19 protein-coding genes are annotated in these 21,086 nt (G+C 75.2%); 9 read left to right on the top strand and 10 right to left on the bottom strand.

Annotated features, from left to right (window positions below; all coding sequences use genetic code 11):
- Positions 1-91: 91 nt before the first annotated feature.
- On the bottom strand, positions 92-760 hold the full coding sequence (locus HOY81_RS13365) for a maleylpyruvate isomerase family mycothiol-dependent enzyme (protein ID WP_237320546.1): 669 nt from the start codon (positions 758-760) through the stop codon (positions 92-94).
- Between the two features lie 365 nt (positions 761-1,125).
- Here HOY81_RS13365 and HOY81_RS13360 point away from each other — a divergent pair, with 365 nt between their 5' ends.
- Positions 1,126-1,728: a hypothetical protein gene (locus HOY81_RS13360; RefSeq protein ID WP_237320545.1), complete on the top strand. Its 603-nt coding sequence runs from the start codon at positions 1,126-1,128 to the stop codon at positions 1,726-1,728.
- A gap of 129 nt (positions 1,729-1,857) precedes the next feature.
- Here the strand turns inward: HOY81_RS13360 and HOY81_RS13355 are convergent, their stop codons facing one another.
- Both HOY81_RS13355 and HOY81_RS13350 read right to left on the bottom strand, forming a co-directional pair.
- The gene (locus tag HOY81_RS13355) at positions 1,858-3,234 is read right to left on the bottom strand and encodes a diaminopimelate decarboxylase (RefSeq protein WP_237320544.1); all 1,377 of its coding nucleotides are present in this window, start codon (positions 3,232-3,234) and stop codon (positions 1,858-1,860) included.
- A 195-nt stretch (positions 3,235-3,429) separates the two neighbouring features.
- The gene (locus HOY81_RS13350) at positions 3,430-3,924 is read right to left on the bottom strand and encodes a hypothetical protein (protein WP_237320543.1); all 495 of its coding nucleotides are present in this window, start codon (positions 3,922-3,924) and stop codon (positions 3,430-3,432) included.
- 707 nt (positions 3,925-4,631) lie between these two features.
- Between HOY81_RS13350 and hutU the strand changes: the two genes are divergently transcribed.
- From hutU to hutI, 4 genes are all read left to right on the top strand, one after another.
- Positions 4,632-6,293 carry a urocanate hydratase gene (gene hutU / locus HOY81_RS13340; RefSeq protein WP_237320542.1) on the top strand — a complete coding sequence of 554 codons (1,662 nt, stop codon included), beginning with the start codon at positions 4,632-4,634 and terminating at the stop codon, positions 6,291-6,293.
- Between the two features lie 158 nt (positions 6,294-6,451).
- Positions 6,452-7,708 carry an allantoate amidohydrolase gene (locus tag HOY81_RS13335; protein WP_237320552.1) on the top strand — a complete coding sequence of 419 codons (1,257 nt, stop codon included), beginning with the start codon at positions 6,452-6,454 and terminating at the stop codon, positions 7,706-7,708.
- Complete coding sequence (locus HOY81_RS13330) at positions 7,705-9,165, top strand: formimidoylglutamate deiminase (protein WP_308341004.1); 1,461 nt, start codon at positions 7,705-7,707, stop codon at positions 9,163-9,165. Before HOY81_RS13335 ends, HOY81_RS13330 begins: the two co-directional genes overlap by 4 nt.
- A 547-nt stretch (positions 9,166-9,712) precedes the next feature.
- Complete coding sequence (hutI, locus tag HOY81_RS13325; protein WP_237320541.1) at positions 9,713-10,882, top strand: imidazolonepropionase; 1,170 nt, start codon at positions 9,713-9,715, stop codon at positions 10,880-10,882.
- Between the two features lie 181 nt (positions 10,883-11,063).
- Here the strand turns inward: hutI and HOY81_RS13320 are convergent, their stop codons facing one another.
- Entirely contained in the window at positions 11,064-12,047 is a 984-nt protein-coding gene (locus HOY81_RS13320; protein WP_237320540.1) for an RNA polymerase sigma factor SigF, read from the bottom strand.
- A gap of 260 nt (positions 12,048-12,307) precedes the next feature.
- Here HOY81_RS13320 and HOY81_RS13315 point away from each other — a divergent pair, with 260 nt between their 5' ends.
- The gene (locus HOY81_RS13315; RefSeq protein WP_237320539.1) at positions 12,308-12,688 is read left to right on the top strand and encodes an STAS domain-containing protein; all 381 of its coding nucleotides are present in this window, start codon (positions 12,308-12,310) and stop codon (positions 12,686-12,688) included.
- A 111-nt stretch (positions 12,689-12,799) separates the two neighbouring features.
- The gene (locus tag HOY81_RS13310) at positions 12,800-13,363 is read left to right on the top strand and encodes an ATP-binding protein (protein ID WP_237320538.1); all 564 of its coding nucleotides are present in this window, start codon (positions 12,800-12,802) and stop codon (positions 13,361-13,363) included.
- 237 nt (positions 13,364-13,600) lie between these two features.
- Here the strand turns inward: HOY81_RS13310 and HOY81_RS13305 are convergent, their stop codons facing one another.
- On the bottom strand, positions 13,601-15,097 hold the full coding sequence (locus HOY81_RS13305) for a peptide MFS transporter (protein WP_237320537.1): 1,497 nt from the start codon (positions 15,095-15,097) through the stop codon (positions 13,601-13,603).
- Between the two features lie 406 nt (positions 15,098-15,503).
- Here HOY81_RS13305 and HOY81_RS13300 point away from each other — a divergent pair, with 406 nt between their 5' ends.
- Together HOY81_RS13300 and HOY81_RS13295 are read left to right on the top strand one after the other, a co-directional pair.
- Positions 15,504-16,184, top strand: coding sequence for a response regulator transcription factor (locus tag HOY81_RS13300; protein WP_237320536.1), 681 nt, complete (start codon positions 15,504-15,506; stop codon positions 16,182-16,184).
- Positions 16,185-16,196: 12 nt separating this feature from the next.
- Positions 16,197-17,459 carry an ATP-binding protein gene (locus tag HOY81_RS13295; RefSeq protein ID WP_237320535.1) on the top strand — a complete coding sequence of 421 codons (1,263 nt, stop codon included), beginning with the start codon at positions 16,197-16,199 and terminating at the stop codon, positions 17,457-17,459.
- On the opposite strand, the gene HOY81_RS13290 is transcribed toward HOY81_RS13295, so the two are convergent.
- From HOY81_RS13290 to HOY81_RS13270, 5 genes are all read right to left on the bottom strand, one after another.
- Positions 17,394-18,014, bottom strand: coding sequence for a GtrA family protein (locus HOY81_RS13290; RefSeq protein ID WP_237320534.1), 621 nt, complete (start codon positions 18,012-18,014; stop codon positions 17,394-17,396). The two genes, HOY81_RS13295 and HOY81_RS13290, sit on opposite strands and share 66 nt — an antisense overlap.
- Positions 18,015-18,091: 77 nt before the next feature.
- Positions 18,092-18,490, bottom strand: a complete 399-nt coding sequence (locus tag HOY81_RS13285; RefSeq protein ID WP_237320533.1) for a hypothetical protein — start codon at positions 18,488-18,490, stop codon at positions 18,092-18,094.
- Positions 18,487-19,110 carry a protease inhibitor I42 family protein gene (locus tag HOY81_RS27370; protein WP_272892740.1) on the bottom strand — a complete coding sequence of 208 codons (624 nt, stop codon included), beginning with the start codon at positions 19,108-19,110 and terminating at the stop codon, positions 18,487-18,489. The genes HOY81_RS13285 and HOY81_RS27370 overlap by 4 nt, the downstream gene beginning before the upstream one ends.
- Before the next feature lie 3 nt (positions 19,111-19,113).
- Positions 19,114-20,679, bottom strand: coding sequence for a peptidoglycan-binding protein (locus HOY81_RS13275; RefSeq protein ID WP_237320532.1), 1,566 nt, complete (start codon positions 20,677-20,679; stop codon positions 19,114-19,116).
- Positions 20,680-21,045 carry a hypothetical protein gene (locus HOY81_RS13270; RefSeq protein WP_237320531.1) on the bottom strand — a complete coding sequence of 122 codons (366 nt, stop codon included), beginning with the start codon at positions 21,043-21,045 and terminating at the stop codon, positions 20,680-20,682.
- Positions 21,046-21,086 lie beyond the last annotated feature (41 nt).

Genomic DNA, 21,086 nt, shown 5'->3' with positions numbered 1-21,086 from the left:
GGCGCGGGCCGGGCCCGCCCCGGTGCCCGCGCGGGGCCGGGCTGCGGGAGCCGCGGCCCCGGACGGCGGGCGACCGCGCCGGGACGGCACCTCACCACTGCGGGTCGCGCCCCAGGAACGCCACCAGGCGTTCCCCGGGATCCGCCCCGGCCGGAACCGTCACCGGTGGCCCGAACAGCGGTGCCCGCACCTCCGGTGCCGGCACGAGCTGCCGCGCCGCCCGGAGCAGCTCCACCGCCAGCGGAGCCGGTATCGGCCGGGGCAGCCCAGCCGCCCGCGCGATGTCCCAGCCGTGCACGGCGATCTCCAGGGCGCCCGTGCGCGCCACCATGGCCGTGGCCAGCGGCAGGTCGCCGACCAGCACCAGCCGCCCGCCCGCGCCGCTCCCGCCGCTTCCGCCGTTTCCGCCGCTTCCGCCGCCCGCGCCGCTCCCGCCGCCGACGCCGCCCCCGGCGCCACCGCTCCCGGCGGCGCAGGCTCCGAGCAGCCGGGAGACGCCGGCCCGGAAGGCCCCGGCCGGGTCGTCCGGTGCGTCGGGCCCCGGCAGCGTCCGTACGAGGCCGTCGGCCAGCCCCTCGTGGAGCGCGGCCAGCGAGTCGTTCGCGTGCCGCAGCAGCATGCCCAGATCCCAGCCCGCGCAAGGCGTGGCCCGGGACAGCAGCGCCGGGGTGACCGTGCGGGCACTGCACAGGGCGTACCCGAGCGCCCGCTCCAGCAGTTCCGCGCACTCGCCCTGCTCGGGCCGCTCCGCCGCACCCACCCGTTACGCGGCGGGGCCGCGGACCCGGGCCCCGTGGGGCACGGCGGCCGGCCGGACGGGTGCCGGCCCGGGAGCCGGTGCGGGCGTGGACGCGGGCGTCGTTGTGGACATGACCACTCCTCGGGTGCGCGGGTGCCATACGTTCTCCGTCACCCGTACAGACCCGGCCGGTCACGGAAACTCATCGGTGCCGCCCGCGCCCGCCCCGGGCGGCCGGGTTCCGAAGCCCGGAGGGGGCGGGGCCCCTCGGCCCCGCACCCGGCCCGGCGCCGCTCCGTCCTCCGCGGTTTCTCAGCGGTTTCTCATCCGCACCCGCTACCCTGCGCGCCGGCACGACGCCGAACACGCGAGGAGAGGAGAGTGTTGTGGGGCGCGGGTCGTATGCGCTGGGACGGGTCGCGGTGTACGTACGGGCGGCGGCCGCCGCCTGGTGGTGGACCGGCGTGGTCGCCGCGGGCATCGGGCTCGCGATGCCCGGCCTGACCGGGCGGCGGATCGGTGTACTGGCGGGCGCGGCGCTGTTCGCGGCGGCCGCGGTGGTCACCTTCCTGGCCCGGCGGCGGCGCTACACGGGGATGCTGGAGGCCCGTTCGGCCGCGGGCAAGTACGTGGTCCTGCGGGACCGCGCCGAGACCGCGCGCGAGTGGTACCGTGGCCGCCGCCGGCTGCTGCTGCTGGGCCTCGTGCTCGCGGTGGCGTCCTCGGCCGCCGTGCCGGCGGCGGGCGGCGCGCTGCTCGCCGGGGCCGGCGCGGGGCTGTGGGCCAAGACGGTGTGGCTGGGCCGCTGGGAACGCCGCCACGAGCAGCTCGTCTGGGTACGCCCCGAGTGGGCGGCCGGGGGCAGTCCCGCACGCAAGGACGTGCGCGGCTGGATGACGACCGGTCCGCTGGCCGGGGACGCGGCCCCCGGCGGGGCCCGCCGGCCGGTGAGCCGGGCCGGAGGGCGCAGGGTGGCCGCGCGCGCCTGAGCGCGCCGCAGATCGTGGGTGTGCGGCCCCGCCGGGCTGATGAGCCGGGCCCGGGGCCGCACGCGAACGGCACGCGGAGCGGCACGCCACGGCCGCCCCGGCACCGGGTGCGGGCGACGACGACCCCGCTCAGAGGAGGGTGTCGCGGTGGCGGCCGCCCGCCTCGGCCACGATGCCGGCCAGGCTCTGCGGCTCCCGGACGGTGTGGAAGCGGACCGCGCCGTCCCCGTCGGTGGTGAAGCCGTGCACGCCGGGGCGCGGCAGCGAGTTGTAGCTGAACGGGTTGGAGAAGTAGTACGCGCCGGTGTCCAGCAGCGCCGCGAGGTCGCCGGCCGCCAGCTCCGGCAGGTCACGGCCGCGGGCCACCAGGTCGCCGGCGAAGCAGCAGGGCCCGGCGACGTCCTGGGTGACGTCCGGCGCCGCCTTCGGCCGCCCCTCCGCGTCGTAGGCGGCGACCCGCAGCGGCCACGCCTCCGGGGCGAAGACCGTGCGCACGGCGATCTGCGCCCCGGCGTGCGTCACGGCGATGCGCCGGCCGCCCGCCGACTTGGTGTACTCGACGCGGGCCAGCACGGTGCCCGCCTTCGCCAGCAGCGACCGGCCGAACTCGGTCACCAGCCCGTACCGCCCGTCGAAGAGCCCGGGCACGGTCTCCGCGAGCAGCCGCGCGTACTCGGCGTAGGACGGCGTGGTCGCGTCGGAGGTGAAGTTGACGGGCAGGCCGCCGCCGATGTCCAGCGTGGTGACCTGCCGGCGGCCGGCCGCCGCGTTGATCTCCTCGGCCAGCTCGTACGTCTCCCGCACCCCGGCCGCCATGGTCGCCGTCGGCATGCCCTGGGAGCCGACGTGGCAGTGGAGCCGGTTCAGCCAGGGGCGCTCGCGGTAGGCGCGCAGCACCCACTCCCGGGCGCCCTCGTCGCGCAGCGCCACGCCGAACTTGGAGGTCGCGGTGGCGGTGCTCATCGCGTCGATGGCGCCGCCGCCGAGCTGCGGGTTGATCCGGATGCCGAGGCCCGGGCCGTGCCCGCCGGGCACGCCGTCCACCAGCCCGTCGAGCCGGGCCAGCTCCTGCGGGTTGTCCGCGTTCAGCGCTATCCCGCGGGCCAGCGCCTCCCGCAGCTCCCCCTCGGTCTTGGCCGGGCTGTCCAGCACCGTACGGGCCGCCGGCACCCCGGCCGCGCGGGCGAGCGCCAGTTCCCCGGGGCTGGCCGCCTCCGCGCCGATGCCGCAGTCGTCCAGCAGCCGCAGCACCGGCACCAGGGCGCCGGCCTTGACGGCGAAGGTGTGCAGGATCTCCTGCCCCGGGGCGGCGACCCCGGCGAAGGCCGACTGCAACGCGGCTGCGGCCTCCCGTACGGCCGCCACGTCCAGCAGCGCCGCGAGCGGCCGGTCCTCCCCGCCGACCACGCCCTGCGCGACCGCCGCGTGTACCGCCCGGTCCCGGCGTGCGGCGAGGGCGCCGGGGTCCTGAGTGCCGGGGGCCACCCCCGCGTCGAGATCAGCCATGCCCCCAGCCTGTCACCTCCGGTGCGGCGCCCCGCGCGGAGGTGGGGGCGCCGGCGGACGGGGGCGCCGTCCCGGCCGTCCTCCTGCGGGAAACGGCGGCCGTCCGGCCGCCGGGCCGCCGCCTCGGCGGCGCGAGCGGCCGGTCCGGCAGACACAGGGGTGTTCCGGAGGGACGGAGGGGTGGGGCCCCCGGAGTCAGGCCGCGGGCGAGGGGGCGCGGGCGGGGCAGGAGTCGGAGGTGTTCAGGCGCCGCAGTGCTGCCTCGGCCAGCAGGAGGACCGAGACCGCGGCGACCAGTGGCTGCAGCGGTGCCCAGTAGGTGAGGGCTCCGGAGGTGCCCAGGAGCAGCAGTACGAGCTTGTTGCAGACCGGGCAGCCCACGGCGAAGAACGACAGCACGCCGCCCGCCGAGCCGAGGCGGCCGGCGGTGGTGGTGCGGCCGGTGCCGGGCGTGCGGACGTAGGTGGCGAGCACCGTCCCGGCGAGGACGGCGGTCGCCGCCAGTGCGGGGAGGTTCCACCACTGCACCGGTACGGACCGGGCGAAGAACGGGTTGGGGACGACGTCGGTCGGGACACCGACGAGCAGGGCGGTGGCGGCCGCCCCGGCCGCGGCCACGAGCCACCGTTCCCTCGGCCAGGCGGCGAGCGTACGGGCGGCCCGGCGGGGCGACCTGCTGGGTGTGGACATCAGAAGGAACTCCGGATCCGAAGGCGGGACAGGGCGCGGGAGGGGAGCCCGCGGCCTACACCCGCCGAACGGAGAGGGCTTCCAGCGAGGGGGGATGCGGCGGAGGCGCCGGTGCGTCGCGGCCGGCCCTCACTCGCGCGGGTCCGGGATCCGGCACGGGCGGCGTCCGCAGGCCGGCGGCCGGGGCGTCCTGGCGCGTGCCGGCGGGCGCCTCGGCGGCCATGGCGGACGTACCGGAGCATCCGGCTCCGGATGCGGTGGCGCCGGAGCGGAAGCGGTCGTCCTCGGTCGCTCGATGCTGCCCGTGCTGGGAGTGGGGGAGGGCTGCGGCGGAAGGGGCCGGGTGGGCCGCCTGGCGGAGAACCGGGTCCGCCGCGGCGGAGGAGGTCTGGGCGCAGGTCAGACCGGCCACGGTGGCCAGCAGGACCAGGGCGGCGCGCAGGGCGGTGAGGTACGCGCTCCGGGCCGGGCGCCTGGCTGCGGTCACACTCGCCTCCCCCCTCTGACGGGATCAGGGTAGCCCAGACCCGTGGCCGGCCCGGTGAACAGCTCCCGGAGGCGGCCGTCCGGGGTGGTTGACTGAAAATATTCAGTCTTTAGGGTGTATGAATAGGTGGATGCGCGGCGGGTGCCGCGCGGCACCCGCACACCCCATGCAGGGAGCCGGGAGGGCCCCTCGTCGTCACCGCCACCAGGGAGGCAGCGTCATGGCAGGACCGCGCCCCGTACGGGCACCGCGCGGCACCGCACGCACCGCGCGCGGCTGGCAGCAGGAGGCCGCGCTGCGCATGCTGCAGAACAATCTCGACCCCGAGGTCGCCGAGCACCCGGACGAGCTGGTCGTCTACGGCGGCACCGGCAAGGCCGCCCGCGACTGGCGGTCCTTCGACGCCATGGTGCGCACCCTGGAGACGCTGGGGAACGACGAGACCATGCTGGTGCAGTCCGGCCGCCCGGTCGGGGTGATGCAGACCCACGAGTGGGCTCCCCGGGTGCTGCTGGCCAACTCCAACCTGGTCGGGGACTGGGCGAACTGGGAGGAGTTCCGCCGCCTGGAGGCCCTCGGCCTCACCATGTACGGGCAGATGACCGCCGGCTCCTGGATCTACATCGGCACCCAGGGCATCCTCCAGGGCACCTACGAGACCTTCGCCGCCGTCGCCGCCAAGCGGTTCGGCGGCAGCCTGGCCGGCACGGTGACGCTGACCGCCGGGCTCGGCGGCATGGGCGGCGCCCAGCCGCTCGCGGTGACCCTGAACGGCGGCGTCGCGCTCTGCGTCGAATGCGACCCCTCGCGCATCGAGCGGCGGATCGAGCACGGCTACCTGGACGTGCGGGCGGACTCCCCGGACCACGCGCTCCAGCTCGCCGCGGAGGCCCGGGACGCCCGACGCCCGCTGTCCGTCGGCGTCCTCGGGAACGCCGCCGAACTCGTGCCGGAGCTGCTGCGGCGCGGCGCGCCGATCGACATCGTCACCGACCAGACCTCCGCACACGACCCGCTGAAGTACCTGCCGCTGGGCGTGGACTTCGACGAGATGGCGTCGTACGCCGCGGAGAAGCCGGCCGAGTTCACCCGCCGCGCGCAGGAGTCCATGGCCCGGCACGTGGAGGCGATGGTCGGCTTCCAGGACGCGGGCGCCGAGGTCTTCGACTACGGCAACTCGATCCGCGGCGAGGCCCGTACGGCCGGGTACGACCGGGCCTTCGACTTCCCCGGCTTCGTGCCCGCCTACATCCGGCCGCTCTTCTGCGAGGGCAAGGGCCCCTTCCGCTGGGCGGCGCTCTCCGGCGATCCCCGGGACATCGCCGCCACCGACCGGGCGATCCTCGACCTCTTCCCGGAGAACGAGTCGCTGACCCGCTGGATCCGGCTCGCGGGGGAGCGGGTGCACTTCCAGGGGCTGCCGGCCCGCATCTGCTGGCTGGGCCACGGCGAGCGGGACAAGGCCGGCGAGCGGTTCAACGACATGGTCGCGAGCGGCGAGCTCTCCGCCCCGCTGGCCCTGGGCCGCGACCACCTGGACTGCGGCTCGGTGGCGTCCCCGTACCGCGAGACCGAGGCCATGCGCGACGGCTCCGACGCGATCGCCGACTGGCCGCTGCTCAACGCCCTGGTGAACACCGCCTCCGGCGCCTCCTGGGTCTCCCTGCACCACGGCGGCGGCGTGGGCATGGGCCGGTCGCTGCACGCCGGGCAGGTCACGGTGGCCGACGGCACGCCGCTGGCAGGGCAGAAGCTGCGCCGGGTGCTGACCAACGACCCGGGCATGGGTGTCATCCGCCATGTGGACGCCGGGTACGAACGGGCCGAGGAGATCGCCGCCGAGTGCGGCGTGCGGGTGCCGATGCGGGAGGGGGAGGAGTGAGCGGCTCTCCGGACGCCGCGCGGGACGGCGCCGCGGGTGCGGGCGACCCGGGGCACGGTGCGGACGGGCCGGGTCGGGCTGCGGGCCGCCCCGCCTCGGGGGCGGCGCGCCCGGCGCCGACCGGCCCCGCGCGGGACGCGGGCCGCGCGGCCGCGGACATGCCCGCGCCGGGCGCGCCGCGCTCCCCGGAACCTCCGTCCTTCCAGGAGATGTGGCGCGAACTGGAGCCGGTCGGGCGCCACCCGGAGAGCGGCGGCTACCGGCGCTACGCGTGGACGGCGGCCGACGCCGACTGCCGCGCCTGGTTCCGCGCGCAGGCGGCCGCCCGCGGCCTCGCCTACGAGGTGGACCGCAACGGCAACCAGTGGGCCTGGCAGGGCGACCCCGCCGCCGGGGACGCCGTGGTCACCGGCTCCCACCTGGACTCCGTACCGGACGGCGGCGCCTTCGACGGCCCGCTGGGCGTGGTCTCCGCCTTCGCCGCACTGGACGTGCTGCGCAGCCGTGGCGTACGGACCACCCGGCCGCTCGGCGTGGTCAACTTCGGGGACGAGGAGGGGGCCCGCTTCGGGCTCGCCTGTGCCGGCTCCCGGCTGACCGCCGGTCAGCTCACCCTGGAGCGCGCGCACGCGCTCCGGGACGCGGACGGCGTCTCGCTGCCGCAGGCCATGGAGCACGCCGGTTACGACCCCGGCGCCATCGGCCCCGACCCGGAACGCCTGGGCCGGATCGGCGTCTTCGTGGAGCTGCACGTCGAGCAGGGCCGTGCCCTGGCCGCCGGCGGCGACTCCGCCGCGGGCCCGCACCCGGTCGGCGTCGCCTCGGCGATCTGGCCGCACGGCCGCTGGCGGTTCGACTTCCACGGGGAGGCCAACCATGCCGGCACCACCCGGCTGGAGGACCGCCGGGACCCGATGCTGACGTACGCCACCACGGTGCTGGCCGCCCGCAAGAAGGCGCGGCTCGCGGGCGCCCTGGCCACCTTCGGCAAGGTCGCCGTCGAGCCCAACGGCGTCAACGCCGTCCCCGGCCTGGTCCGCGGCTGGCTGGACTCCCGCGCCGCCGACGAGGAGACGCTCGCCGCCGTCGTCGCGGAGATCGAGAAGGCGGCGGCGGAACGCGGGCGGCGCGACGGCGTCGAGGTGTCCGTCCGCCGCGAGTCGTTCACCCCGGTCGTGGAGTTCGCACACGGGCTGCGCGACCGGCTGGCCGCGCTGCTGGGCGGCGTCCCGGTGCTGCCCACCGGGGCCGGTCACGACGCCGGCGTCCTCTCCGCGGCGGTGCCCACCGCGATGCTCTACGTGCGCAACCCCACCGGTGTCTCGCACTCGCCCGCCGAGCACGCGCGGGAGGACGACTGCGTCGCCGGAGTCCTCGCTCTCGCCGACGTCCTGGAGGAGCTGGCGTGCCCGTGACCGACCCGGAGACCGGCACGGAGCGCGGCCCCGGCTCCGCCGACCCGCCGGCGCCCGTCAGCGAACCGGCGACCTGGTGGGCCGAGCACGCCTGGGTGGACGGCACCGTGGAGCACGGCGTCGCCCTCGACGTGGCGCGCGGCCGGCTCGCCGCCGTGCGGACCGGCGTCGAGGCCCCGGAGCCCGGCGCCGAGGTCCTGCGCGGTCTCACCGTCCCCGGGCTGGCCAACGCCCACTCGCACGCCTTCCACCGCGCCCTGCGCGGCACGGTCCAGCGGGGCGTCCGGTCCGCCCCGCAGTCCGGGCACGGCGCGGCCGGCGCGCGGGCACCCGACTCGTTCTGGGCCTGGCGCGAGGTGATGTACACCGTCGCCGAACGCCTCACACCCGACAGCTACTTCGCGCTCGCCCGCGCCGTGTACGCGGAGATGGCGCTGGCCGGCATCACCTGCGTCGGCGAGTTCCACTACCTCCACCACGACCGGGCCGGCCTCCGGTACGCCGACCCGAACGCCATGGGCCGCGCCCTGATCGCGGCCGCCGCGGAGGCCGGCATCCGCATCACCCTGCTGGACACCTGCTATCTGTCGGCGGGCTTCGGACGGCCGCCCGAGGGGCACCAGCGGCGGTTCTCGGACGGCTCGGCCGAGGTGTGGGCCGAGCGGGTCGGCGCCCTGCGGACGGGCGCGGGCGCGGAGGAGGTCGCCCGGGTGGGCGCAGCCGTGCACTCCGTACGGGCGGTGCCCGCCGACGCCCTCGGCACGGTGGCCGCCTGGGCCGGTGAGGCGGGCGCCCCGCTGCACGTGCACCTCTCCGAGCAGCCGGCGGAGAACGAGGCCTGCCTCGCGGCGCACGGCTGCACCCCGGCCGAGCTGCTGGCCGCGCACGGCGTGACCGGGCCGCGCACCACCGCCGTGCACGCCACCCATCTGACCGGCGCGGACATCGCACTGCTCGGCGGCTCCGGCACGGGCGTGTGCATGTGCCCCACCACCGAACGGGACCTCGCCGACGGCATCGGCCCCGCTCCCGCACTGGAGCGCGCGGGCTGCGCGCTCTCGCTGGGCAGCGACAGCCACGCGGTCGTCGACCTGCTGGAGGAGGCACGCGCGATGGAGCTGGACGAGCGGCTGCGCACCCGCCGGCGCGGGCACTGGCCGGCGGGCCGGCTGCTGCGCGCCGCCACCGCGGACGGGCACGCCGCGCTGGGCTGGCCGGAGGCGGGGCGGCTGGCGGCGGGCGCCCTCGCGGACTTCACCACGATCGCGCTGGACTCGGTGCGTACGGCCGGGCCGGCGGCGCGGGACGCGGCGGAGGCCGCGGTCTTCGCCGCGACCGCGGCGGACGTGCGGCACACCGTGGTCGGGGGCCGCCACGTGGTCCGCGACGGCGTGCACACCGCCCTGCCCCGCACCGGTGCGGTCCTGGCCGAGGCGATCGCCGCGGTGCGGGAGTGACCGCCCGGTCCCGGGCCCTCGTACCCCGGCTCCGTGGGGGCGGCGCACGGTCCGGGTGCGGGCCCGCCCCGCTGCTGCCGCGGAGGGTCCCCGGCGAGGCCCCTCGCGTGCGCGGGGCCCCGTGTCCGCCGGCGCCTCCTCCGCGGCTCCGCTGTCCGGTCGCCGCCGCGGGCTGTGCGCGGCCCGCGTGCTCGCTCCGGCCGTTCCGGTGGGGTGCGTGTGCTCCCGTGGGCTGTGCGGCGGCTTGTGCGTGCTCGCGCCGACCGTCCGCGGGTCCCGCGCCGCCGGGCGGCCCGGTGCTCACGCCGATCGTTCCGGCGGCCGCCGCCTGTGCACGGTCCGGGTGCGCAGGGCCCACCGCCGGCCGGTCCGCGTGCTCCTGCCGGCCCGTTCCCGGGGCTTGTGCGCCCGCCCTCCGCGGGCTCCCGCCCGCAGCTTCCGGTGCGGCCCGGTGACGGCCGCCCGTACCGCCGGGGACAGTCCCCTCGTACCGCCGCCCCGGGGCTTCCGGCCCGGCCCCGGGGCGCCCCCTGACGCAAGGAGCCCCATGACCACCACTCTCGTGCACAGCATCCGCAGCCTCGTCACCAACGACCCGGACCTCGGCGAGGGACCGCTGGGCGTCCTGCCGGACGCCGCCGTCGTGCTGGACGGCGAGCGCGTCGCCTGGGTCGGGCCCTCCGCGGTCGCCCCGGCCGCCGACACCGCGTACGACGCGGAGGGCCGGGCCGGGCTCCCCGGCTTCGTGGACTCCCATGCGCACCTGCTCTTCGCCGGCGACCGCACGGAGGAGTTCGCGGCCCGGATGTCCGGGCGGCCGTACACCGCGGGCGGCATCCGTTCCACGGTCGCCGCCACCCGGGCGGCGAGCGACGAGGAGCTGTCCGGCACGCTCGCCCGCCATCTGCGGGAGGCGCTGCGCCAGGGCACCACCACCATGGAGACCAAGTCCGGCTACGGGCTGACGCCGGAGCAGGAGTCCCGGGCGCTGCGGATCGCCGCCGCGCAGACCGACGAGGTCACCTTCCTGGGCGCGCACATCGTGGCGCCCGAGTACGCCGACGACCCGGCGGGCTATGTCGCGCAGGTGACGGGGCCGATGCTGGACGCCTGCGCCCCGTACGCCCGGTGGGTGGACGTCTTCTGCGAGCAGGGCGCCTTCGACGGGGACCAGGCACGGGCGATCCTCACCGCGGGGCAGGCCCGCGGACTGGTGCCGCGGGTGCACGCCAACCAGCTCTCGCACGGTCCCGGGGTGCAGCTCGCCGTGGAGCTGGGCGCGGCCTCCGCCGACCACTGCACCCACCTCACCGGCGCCGACGTGGACGCCCTGGCGCAGGGCGGCACCGTCGCGACGCTGCTTCCCGGCTGCGAGTTCTCCACCCGGGCCGTCTACCCGGACGCCCGCCGGCTGCTGGACGCGGGCGCGACCGTCGCCCTGTCCACCGACTGCAACCCCGGCTCCTCCTACACCTCCTCCATGCCGTTCTGCCTCGCGGTGGCCGTACGGGAGATGGGGATGACCCCGGACGAGGCGGTGTGGTCGGCGACGGCGGGCGGGGCCCGGGCGCTGCGCCGGGAGGACGTGGGGCGGCTGGCGCCCGGCGCCCTCGGCGACCTGGTGCTGCTGGACGCCCCCTCGCACGTCCACCTGGCCTACCGGCCGGGCGTGCCGCTGGTCCACGCGGTGTGGCGGCGCGGCGAGCGGGCGGCCTGAGCCACGGCGGAGTCCCGCGGTCCCGGGCGGGCCCCCGGGGGCCCGCCCGGCGACGGCCTGCCCGGCGGTCCCCGCCGTGTTCCCGGAGGCGGCGGCGTATGCCGGAGGGCCCGTCCCCCGGGGAGGGCGGGCCCTTCGGCATACGCGCGCTCCGCGGACCGTGCGGCCCCGCGGGCGGGCGTCACTCCTCGGTCATCAGCCCCTTGCGGAGCCGGCGCAGGGTGCGGGCGAGCAGCCGGGAGACGTGCATCTGGGAGATGCCCAGCTCCTCCCCGATCTCGGACTGCGTCATGTTGGCGACGAACCGGAGGGAGAGGATGCGGCGGTCGCGCGCCGGCAGCTCGGCGATCAGCGGCTTGAGGGACTCGACGTACTCGATGCCCTCCAGGCCGTGGTCCTCGTAGCCGATGCGGTCGGCCAGCGTGCCCTCGGTGTCGTCCTCCTCCGGCTGGGCGTCCAGCGAGCTCGCCGTGTAGGCGTTGCTGGCGGCCATGCCCTCGACCACCTCGTCGGTGGAGAGGCCGAGCCGCTCGGCCAGTTCCTCGACGGTCGGGGCGCGGTCCAGCCGCTGGGCCAGCTCGTCGCCCGCCTTGGCCAGGTCCAGGCGGAGCTCCTGGAGCCTGCGCGGCACGCGCACGGACCAGGAGGTGTCGCGGAAGAAGCGCTTGATCTCGCCGACGATGGTCGGCATCGCGAAGGTGGGGAACTCCACGCCGCGACCGGGTTCGAAGCGGTCGATCGCCTTGATCAGGCCGATGGTGCCGACCTGGACGATGTCCTCCATGGGTTCGCTGCGGGAGCGGAAGCGGGAGGCCGCGAACTTCACCAGGGCGAGGTTGAGCTCGACCAGGGTGTTGCGGACGTAGGAGTACTCGTGGGTGCCCTCCTCGAGGCTCTCCAGCCGCTGGAAGAGGGTCTTGGACAGGGCCCGCGCGTCCACCGGGCCCACGGTGTCGAACGTGGGCAGCTCGGGGAGGTGGAGCTGGTCGAGGATCTCCTCGACGACGGCCTCCGCGGTGGCGTCCATCGCATCCGGGGCCTCGGGGGCCTCCGGGAGCGCGGTCGCCGCGTCCGGGCTCGCGTCCGGGTCCACTGGGCCCGTAACGGCCGGGTCGGTGAGGTCCGATATCCCGTGATCGAGCCGGGGTGACATGGTGTCCTCCATCATTCTCGGCATAAGGCTGCCGGAGCCGTGACGTGCACTACGAGGTGCGGCGCCTCCAAGGCCGACGAGTTGTTGTTACCCCTATAGGCCTACCGGCTCCCATACGTGCATGGCAAGTCCGGTTTGTGTGATCTGCCCAATTGTGCGGGCGCTTCGGCTACCAGAGGGCGCGGTGAAGGCGTAGGGTTCGAGCGAGGCCCTTCGGGGCAGCAGAACACGCTCGCCGTGCCATCAGAAGCGTGCAATCAGAAGGGGTGTGCATGGACCGCGGGATGCCCGGCAGTGCGAGCCGGGGTCGGCTGACGGTCGAGGTGCGGCATCAGGGCGGAAGCGCCGTGGTGACGCCGCAGGGTGAGCTTGACCACCACACTGCCGATCTGCTGAGCGAGCCGCTGGAGCGGAGCGTCGAGGAGGGGTACAGCCGCCTCGTCGTGGACTGCTCGGGTCTGGAGTTCTGCGACTCGACCGGGCTGAACGTCCTCCTCGGCGCCCGGCTCAAGGCGGAGGCCGCGGGCGGCGGCGTGCATCTGGCCGGGATGCTCCCGGTGGTCGCCCGGGTGTTCGAGATCACCGGGGCCGACGCGGTGTTCACCGTGCACGAGGACCTCGACGCAGCGCTCGCTCACGTCGCCGGTGCGTAATCGTGACGTTACCCGCATCACACCGATGCATCCGAATCGGTGGGTGTTCTCATCGCCCGGCAGGGCAGGAGACCTCTGAATCTGTCAGGTAATCGGTGAGGTGAACCACTGATGAGCACCACCCGGCCGCACCCGGCGGGCGACGGCGGCCCGGAGCCGGAGCGCGCCGCGACGACCGCTGCCGTGCCGCTGGCCGGGATCACCGATGAGGGCCCTCGCGCCGCCGGCGAGCCCCGCGGCGGCGAGTCCGGGCAGGTGCGGCCGCTGCGGCAGGTGCGCCGGCTGCGGCTGGTGGGCGCCTCCGGGGCGGTGGCACGCGCCCGCGACTTCACCCGCCGGGCCCTGACCGACTGGGGCTGGCTGCCCCCCGCCACCGCCGACCAGCGGGCCGCCGCCGAGGACGTGCTGCTGGTGGTCTCCGAGCTGGTCACCAACGCCTGCCTGCACGCCAGCGGCCCCGAGGAGCTGCGGGTGGGCAGCGGCCCCAAGCTGCTCCGGCTGGAGGTCGTCGACCTGGGCACCGGCTCGCCGGCGCCCCGCACACCGCACCGCGCCGGGCGGCCGGGCGGTCACGGCATGTTCATCGTGCAGCGGCTCTGCCTGGACTGGGGCGTCGTCCGCAACCCGGAGGGCACCGGCAAGACCGTGTGGGCGGAGCTCGCCGCGCCGCACTGAGACCGGGGCTCCCGGGCCGGCGCGTGGCCCCTTTCCGTCGCCGGGCCGGTCCCGCGTACGCAGCCCCCGTGCCCGTACGGCCTCGTGCCGTACGGGTCCCTGTCGCCCCGTACGCCCTCGCGCCGTACGGGACCCGTTCGCCCCGCACGGGCCCTGAGCGGCCCGTCTGCCGTCCTGCACGACGTGGCCCCCGGCCGGAGTCCCGGCCGGGGGCCACGTCGGTGCGGGGGCCGTGCGTCAGTGCACGTCGCCCATGAGCCGGATGACCCGCTTCCGCATCAGCAGGAAGGCCAGACCCGCCACGGTCGCGAGCGCGCCGATGCTCCCGAAGTAGACCGTGGAGCCGACCGCGTCCTCGCCGAAGACGAGCTGCGAGACCGCGGCCAGGCAGTTGCCCGCGGTGACCGCGAGGAACCACAGGCCCATGACCTGGCTGCCGTACTTCTCCGGGGCCAGCTTGGTGGAGACCGAGAGGCCGACGGGGGAGAGGCAGAGCTCGGCGAGGGTCTGGATCAGGTAGACCGAGGCCAGCCAGAGCGGGGTGACCTTCTCGCCGCCGGAGGCCACCGCCATGGCGACCATCATCAGGCCGAAGGAGAGGCCGATGCCGGTCAGGCCCAGGCCGAACTTGACCGTGGTGCTCGGGTTCCGGCGGCCCAGCTTCACCCAGAGGGCGGCGAGGACCGGGGCGAAGGCCATCACGTAGAGCGGGTTCAGCGACTGGAACCAGCTCTCCGGGAAGTCGAAGCCGAGCAGCGTGGTCGCGGTGTTCTCCTTGGCGAACACCGTCATGGTGGAGCCGGACTGGTCGAAGATCATCCAGAACAGCGCGGCGGCGACGAAGAACCAGATGTACCCGGTCATCTTCTTCCGCTCGTCCGGCGTGACGTCCTTGTCGCGGCGGATGCGGGTGAAGTAGAGGCCGGGCAGCGCGATGCCCGCGATGGACATCGGCCACAGCACCCAGTCGATGCTGAACGCGCCGGCCAGCGCCAGACCGCCGTAGAAGACGGTCGCCACGGCCGCGCCGACCAGGGTCTTGCGGATCGCGACGGCCCGCTCCTCGGCGGACAGCGGCGAGGGCACCAGGTCGCTCTTCGCGCTCAGGTGCCGGGTCCCGAGCAGGAACTGCGCCAGGCCGAGGGCCATGCCGACGCCGGCCATGGCGAAGCCCAGGTGCCAGTTGACCTGCTGGCCCACCGTGCCGATGGTCAGCGGCGCCAGGAAGGCACCGATGTTGATGCCCATGTAGAAGATCGTGAAGCCGCCGTCCCGGCGCGGGTCGTTCGGGCCGTCGTAGAGGTGCCCGACCATCGTGGAGATGTTGGACTTCAGCAGCCCGGAGCCGACGGCGATGAAGACCAGCCCGACGAAGAACGACGCCTCGAAGGGCACGGCCAGCAGGAAGTGGCCGGTCATGATGATGCCGCCGGCGATCGCGACGGTCTTCCGTGGCCCCCAGACCCGGTCGCCGAACCAGCCGCCCGGCAGCGCCAGCAGGTACACGGTGGCGTTGTAGACCGAGTACAGCGCGGTGGCCGTGGCGGCCTTCATCGCCAGGCCGCCGTCGGTCACCTGTGCCGTCAGGTACAGGACCAGCAGGGCCCGCATGCCGTAGAAGCTGAACCGCTCCCACATCTCGGTCATGAACAGGGTGGCCAGCCCGCGCGGGTGGCCGAAGAAGGTCTTGCCGCCGGTGTCCCCGGCAGCGGCCTTCGTGAGGCTGGACGCCATGGTGGTGGCTCCTCGGGGTCGCTCGGGCGCGCCCGGGGGAGAGCGCGACCCTGTGGGGGAAGGTACGGGTGCCGGGGTGCCGGTCCGCACACCAAAGGACCCTTGGCGTGTTGCGCAGCGGCCAAGGGTCCCTGACGTTCACTTGCAGAAGTCGCCGTTCACCTTACGACAGGAACTGTCGGCCAAGGGAAGGGACTGAGAGACAGATCACAGGCGAAAGGGGAAACTTTCCCGCACAATCGAAGGTGACGTGTTCATTTCTACTCACGATCCACTGTGACCCTCCCCGGGCTTCCTCCCCGGGACACCCCCGGGCCGTCCCCCGGGTCTTCACCGGTGCCCCCGGGGACGGGCGCCGCCTTCACCGCGGGACCACCGGCTGTTCCGCGCGGACTACCATCGGGCCATGACCCGAGTACTGCTCGCCGAGGATGACGCGTCGATCTCGGAGCCGCTGGCCCGGGCTCTGCGCCGGGAGGGATACGAGGTCGAGGTCCGGGAGGACGGCCCCGGCGCGCTGGAGGCCGGGCTGCGCGACGGGATCGACCTGGTGGTGCTGGACCTCGGGCTGCCCGGGATGGACGGGCTGGAGGTCTGCCGGAGGCTGCGCACCGAGGGGCACACCTTTCCCGTGCTGGTCCTCACCGCCCGCGCGGACGAGGTGGACACCGTGGTCGGTCTGGACGCCGGCGCTGACGACTACGTGACCAAGCCGTTCCGCCTCGCCGAACTGCTCGCCCGGGTCCGCGCCCTGCTGCGCCGCGGGGTCGCCGCCGAGACCGCCCAGCCGCCCGCCACCCACGGCGTGCGCATCGACGCCGAGTCGCACCGCGCCTGGATGGGGGAGGAGGAGCTGCACCTGACGGCCAAGGAGTTCGACCTGCTCCGGGTGCTGGTCCGGGACGCCGGCCGGGTCGTCACCCGGGACCAGCTCATGCGCGAGGTCTGGGACACCACCTGGTGGTCCTCCACCAAGACCCTCGACATGCACATCTCCTGGCTGCGCAAGAAGCTGGGCGACGACGCCGCCAACCCCCGCTACATCGCGACCGTGCGGGGCGTCGGCTTCCGCTTCGAGAAGAGCTGAGCCACCCCGCACATGCGCCGCCGCCTGATCCAGTCCACGCTCGCCGTGGTGCTCGTCGTGGTCACCGTCTTCGGGGTCTCCCTGGTGATCGTCGAGAGCCGCACCATCGAGGAGGCGGCGCGGGAGTCCGTACGTTCCGAGGCCGCGCGGCTCGTCTCCGTGGTGGAGAGCCGCCTGGTGGCGGACGAACCGGTCACCGCGGCGACCATGCGCACCGCGGTCGAGGGGGACCACCGGGTGCGGATCGAGCTGCCCGGCTCCCGCACCATCGCCTTCGGCGACCAGCCGGACGGGGACGCCATCGAGGCCCGGGCCACCGGCAGCCACGGCGAGACGGTGGTGGTGCGCCAGTCGCGCGGGGACATACGGAGCGAGCTCGGGCGCACCTTCGTGATCATTCTCGCGGTGGCGCTGCTGGCCGTCGTGGCCGCCGCCATCCTGGCCGTACGCCAGGCGCACCGGGTGGCAGCGCCGCTGACCGACCTCGCCGAGACCGCCGAGCGGCTCGGCTCCGGCGACCCGCGGCCCCGGCACCGCCGGTACGGCGTGCCGGAGCTGGACCGGGTGGCGGACGTGCTGGACGCCAGCGCCGAGCGCATCGCGCGGATGCTCACCGCCGAGCGGCGGCTCGCCGCGGACGCCTCCCACCAGCTCCGCACCCCGCTGACGGCGCTCTCCATGCGGCTGGAGGAGATCATCGCCACCGCCGACACCGAGGACCCGTCCGACCGGGAGACGGTCAAGGAGGAAGCGACGATCGCCCTCGCCCAGGTCGAGCGGCTCACCGACGTGGTGCAGCGGCTGCTGACCAACTCCCGCGACCCGCGTTCCGGCTCCGCCGTCGGCTTCGACCTCGACGAGGTCGTGAAGCAGCAGACGGAGGAGTGGAAGCCCGCCTACCGCGGCGAAGGCCGGGCCCTCGTGTGCTCCGGGAAGACCGGGCTGCGGGCCGTCGGCACCCCGGGGGCGGTCGCCCAGGTGCTGGCCACCCTGATCGAGAACGCCCTCATGCACGGCGGCGGCACCGTCGCCCTGCGCACCCGGGTCACCGGGAACCAGGTGGTCGTGGAGGTGACCGACGAGGGGCCCGGCGTGGACCCGGAGCTCGGCTCCCGGGTCTTCGAGCGCACCGTCAGCGGCCGCAACTCCACCGGGCTGGGGCTCGCCGTCGCCCGCGACCTGGCGGAGGCGGACGGCGGGCGGCTGGAGCTACTGCAGCAGTTCCCGCCGGTGTTCGCCCTCTTCCTCAGCCGTGAAGCGGAGGACGCCGGCTGACGGCGCCTGGGCGGGCACCCGGCGCCCCGCCGGCCCGCCGGGCAGCATCCCGCCGGCCGGCTGCGGTTCCGGCGCCGGGGGCTCCGCGGTCCCGGCCGCGGCAGCCGGGGACTCCACCGGGGTTTCCGCCGGGGACTCCACGGCGTACCGGAAGACCCAGCTCCGGTAGGACCAGAACCGGAAGACCGTGGCCACGCCCAGCCCCACCACGTTCTTGGCGAGGTTGTCGGCCAGCGGCGAGGTGAGGTCCAGCCCGTAGTGGGAGAAGGCCAGCACGCCGTTCTCGATCACCAGTCCGATGCCGCTGAAGCAGAGGAAGAGCGACAGCTCCCTCCGCACCCGGCTCTTGTCGGCGCCCCGGTACGTCCAGTAGCGGTTGCCGAGGTAGTTGGTGCAGATCGCCGCCGCCGTGGCGATCACCCCGGAGCGGACCGTCGCCAGCTCCAGGGTGCGGATGCACAGATTGAAGACGGCGACGTTCACCAGGAAGCCGAAGGCGCCGACGGTGCCGAACTTGGCGAGTTCGCGGGCGAGCCGCGCCAGTCGTGCGCGCACGCCGCGCCCTTCACTCGTAGCGATGGCTCAGTCCCCGTCCTGCTCGGCGTCTCGGCTCGCCCCCCGGCCTCCTCATGCTAACCAGCCGTGGTGTCCCGTCGCAGGGCCATCACCGCGGCCACCGCCTCCAGCCAGCGGGCCAGCGTCTCGTCGGCGTCCACGTCCGCCGGGGTGACCACGGCCGCCGCCGCGGTCAGCCACTCGTCCGCCAGTACGGACGGCTCGGCCTCCGGAAGCGGCTCGGGCAGCCCGGCGGCGTGCCGGGTCCCGCCCCGGCGCACCACCTCCCCGAGGTAGGACACCGAGCGGGGGAGCACCCCCAGTGCCTCCGCCTGCAGGGCGGCGGCGACCGCGCCGTCACCGAACAGCGCCGCGCGGTGCGGGCCGCCCAGCGTCAGCCCGTAACGGAGCATCAGCGGTACGTCCAGCGTGCGCAGCTCCTCGTCGGGCGTACGGGCGTCGTCGGGATCGGTCATCGGTCGCCTCGCTCGCGGACGGTGACGTCGAACGTCAGGTCGGTCGCCGGGTGCGACCGGTCGACCTGCTCCTGCGGGGTGCCGCAGCGGTAGCAGTTGCGGAGGGTGATCCGCGTGGTGCCGGGAGCGGCCGCACGGAAGTCGAAGAGCAGCGACCCGAAGGCCCCGACCTGCTCCGGGTCCGCCTGCTCCCGCCGGGTGCCCCGCGCCTCGACCACCTCACCGTCCGGCTCCGGCCCGGCGACGACCCACGTGTAGCCGGCGCTGGACCGGTCGGTGACCCGCAGCGCGAAGGTCTCGCCGGGAGCGGTCTCCACCCGCCGGTCGTCCTTGTCGTAGGTCGCGGTCACGGGCGGCTCCGGAGTGCGGGTGGCGGGCGGCGCGGAGCCGCGGTCACCGCCGGTGCCCTTCCCGTCGTTCCCGGTGCCGGGGGCACCGCAGCCCGCCGCCAGCAGGACGGCGGTCACGGCGGAGGCCAGGGCGGTGGTGGTGCGGGGCGTGGCGGGGCGGGGGAAGCTGGGTGTGGCGGGGCGGGAGAAGGTGGGTGTGGCGGGGCGGGAGAAGCTGGGTGTGGCGGGGCGGGAGAAGCTGGGTGTGGCGGGGCGGGAGAAGGAAGACATGGATCAGTCCGGGATCTGCAGGTAGTAGGGCTCGGGGAGGTCGTCGCTGGAGGCGCCGGAGATGTCCCCGTTCACGAAGTCCTCCTCGCTGACCCAGGTGGTGAAGCCCCAGGGGTTGTAGATCTGGAGCTTGTCGCCCTCCTGCCCGACGACCATCATCTGGTGCGCGCTGTCGTCGCCCTTCACCCCGATGGGCACCGGCTTGCCCTCGTTCACGGACTCCCGGATGTCGTCGAGGGCGTCCGCCCGCTGGGCGTCGCCCTCCAGGTCCACGCGCTCATAGGTGGCGCCGGTGTGCGGGCTGATCTCGCGGTCGGCCGCCTCGCCGCCCTGGTCGATGGACATGCCGGAGTCCGGTTCGGCGCCGCCCTCCGCGTGCATCTCCGCCTGCTCCTCGCGCAGGCGCTCCGCGAAGGCGTCCGGGTTGTCGTACTCCGGGTCGCCCGGATGGCCGCCGGTGGTCAGCTCCAGGGCGTACAGCGGGTCGACCATGGCGCGCGCGGTGATGGTCGAGGAGACCACGCAGGTCGGGTGCGGGCCCTGGGTCCACTCCTGCGGGCCGAAGAGCACCTTCTCGCTCTGGTCGCCGTCCTGCATCGAGTCGTCGGAGGCCGTCACCACCGGCGTCAGATGCTGCTGGAGCCACACCGGGTCGTCGCCGTACGGGTGGATCGCCTCGCTGAAGCCCCGGATCTCCTCCAGGTCGTACCCGGCGGCGAGCGCCTTCATCAGGTAGGCGCGCTCCTGCGGCGACTTGGCGTCGTCCAGGAGCCGGTCGTACGCCTGCCGGTCCGCCGCGCTCATCCGGTCCAGCCGGACGCCGGCGCGCTCCAGGTCGTTCGCGGACAGGATCTCGTTGTCCTCGCGGTCGCCGCCGGCCGCGGCGGCGTCGGCCAGCACGATCCGGTCGGCGTCGGAGAGGTGGTCCGAGTCGAGCCGGCCGGCCCGCGCCTCCGAGGCCAGCTTGTCCAGCTCCCGCTCCGCGCGCTCCCCGGCGTTCTCCGCCTCCTCGACGCCGGTGCGCAGGTCCCGGATGCCGTCGGCGGCGGCCTCCTTCGCCCTGCGCACGTCCTCCTCGGGGGCGAGCAGCGCGCTGTCGCCGAGGTGGTTGCGGGCGGAGTGCAGGGCGTCGAGGCCCAGGCCGTGGGCGCGCTGGGCCCGCGCGATGCCCTCGGAGAGCAGCGACAACTCGCGGGAGGCGGTGCGGAAGCGGTCGGCCATCACCTCCGCGGTGTTCCCCGCGGCCCGGGTGACGTCGCTCGCCCTGGAGCTCGCCTCGCCGATCCACACCTCGGGCAGCCCGGCGTCGGCCACCGAGCTGATGTCCCCGCGCACCTCGGAGACGTACTGCGCGGCCTTGCCGTAGGCCGCGGCCTTGCCCTCGATGTGGTCCGGATCGCCCTCCGGCTCCGGTGTGCCGAGGGCCTCGTCGATGAGGTTGGCCAGCTTCAGGTTGCCGTAGCCGCCTCCGCCCAGGATGCTGTCGCCGCCGTCGCCCGGGGTGACGGACTCGACCTCGGTCAGCATCTCCGAGAGCCGCTTCTTGTCCGCCCGGCTCGACTTCGTCATCTACAGGTCCCCGAGCCGGCTCGGTATCGCCTGGAGCGCGTGCCCGGTGTCCACGTCGGTGGCGGTGGTGGTGACCACGCCGTCCCCGATCTTCTGCCGGATCTCCCGCAGGGCCCCGGCGAGCGTGGCGACCTCGTCGTTCCACACGCGGGCGAAGGGCGGGAAGGCACGCTGGCCGCCGTACTCGCCGAAGGGGTCGGGGGCGAACGGGTTCCAGCTCCCGAAGAACGGCAGGTCCGCGCCCAGGTCCTTGCCCAGCAGTCTGCCGACGGCGTCCAGGTCCTCCGCGGCCGTCTTCAGGCGCTCACCCTGGGTGAGGGCCCCCTCGTCGTCCAGCCCGAGTCCGGGCCGGCCCCCCGGCGCCATAGCGCTGTCCCCCCGCTTCGTGCAACGGTACGTATCGTGGC

The organism is Streptomyces sp. JJ36, assembly GCF_021696945.1.
Lineage (GTDB): Bacteria > Actinomycetota > Actinomycetes > Streptomycetales > Streptomycetaceae > Streptomyces.
Note: the sequence above shows the minus strand (reverse complement) of the source record. Positions and strands in the feature narration are given on the sequence as shown.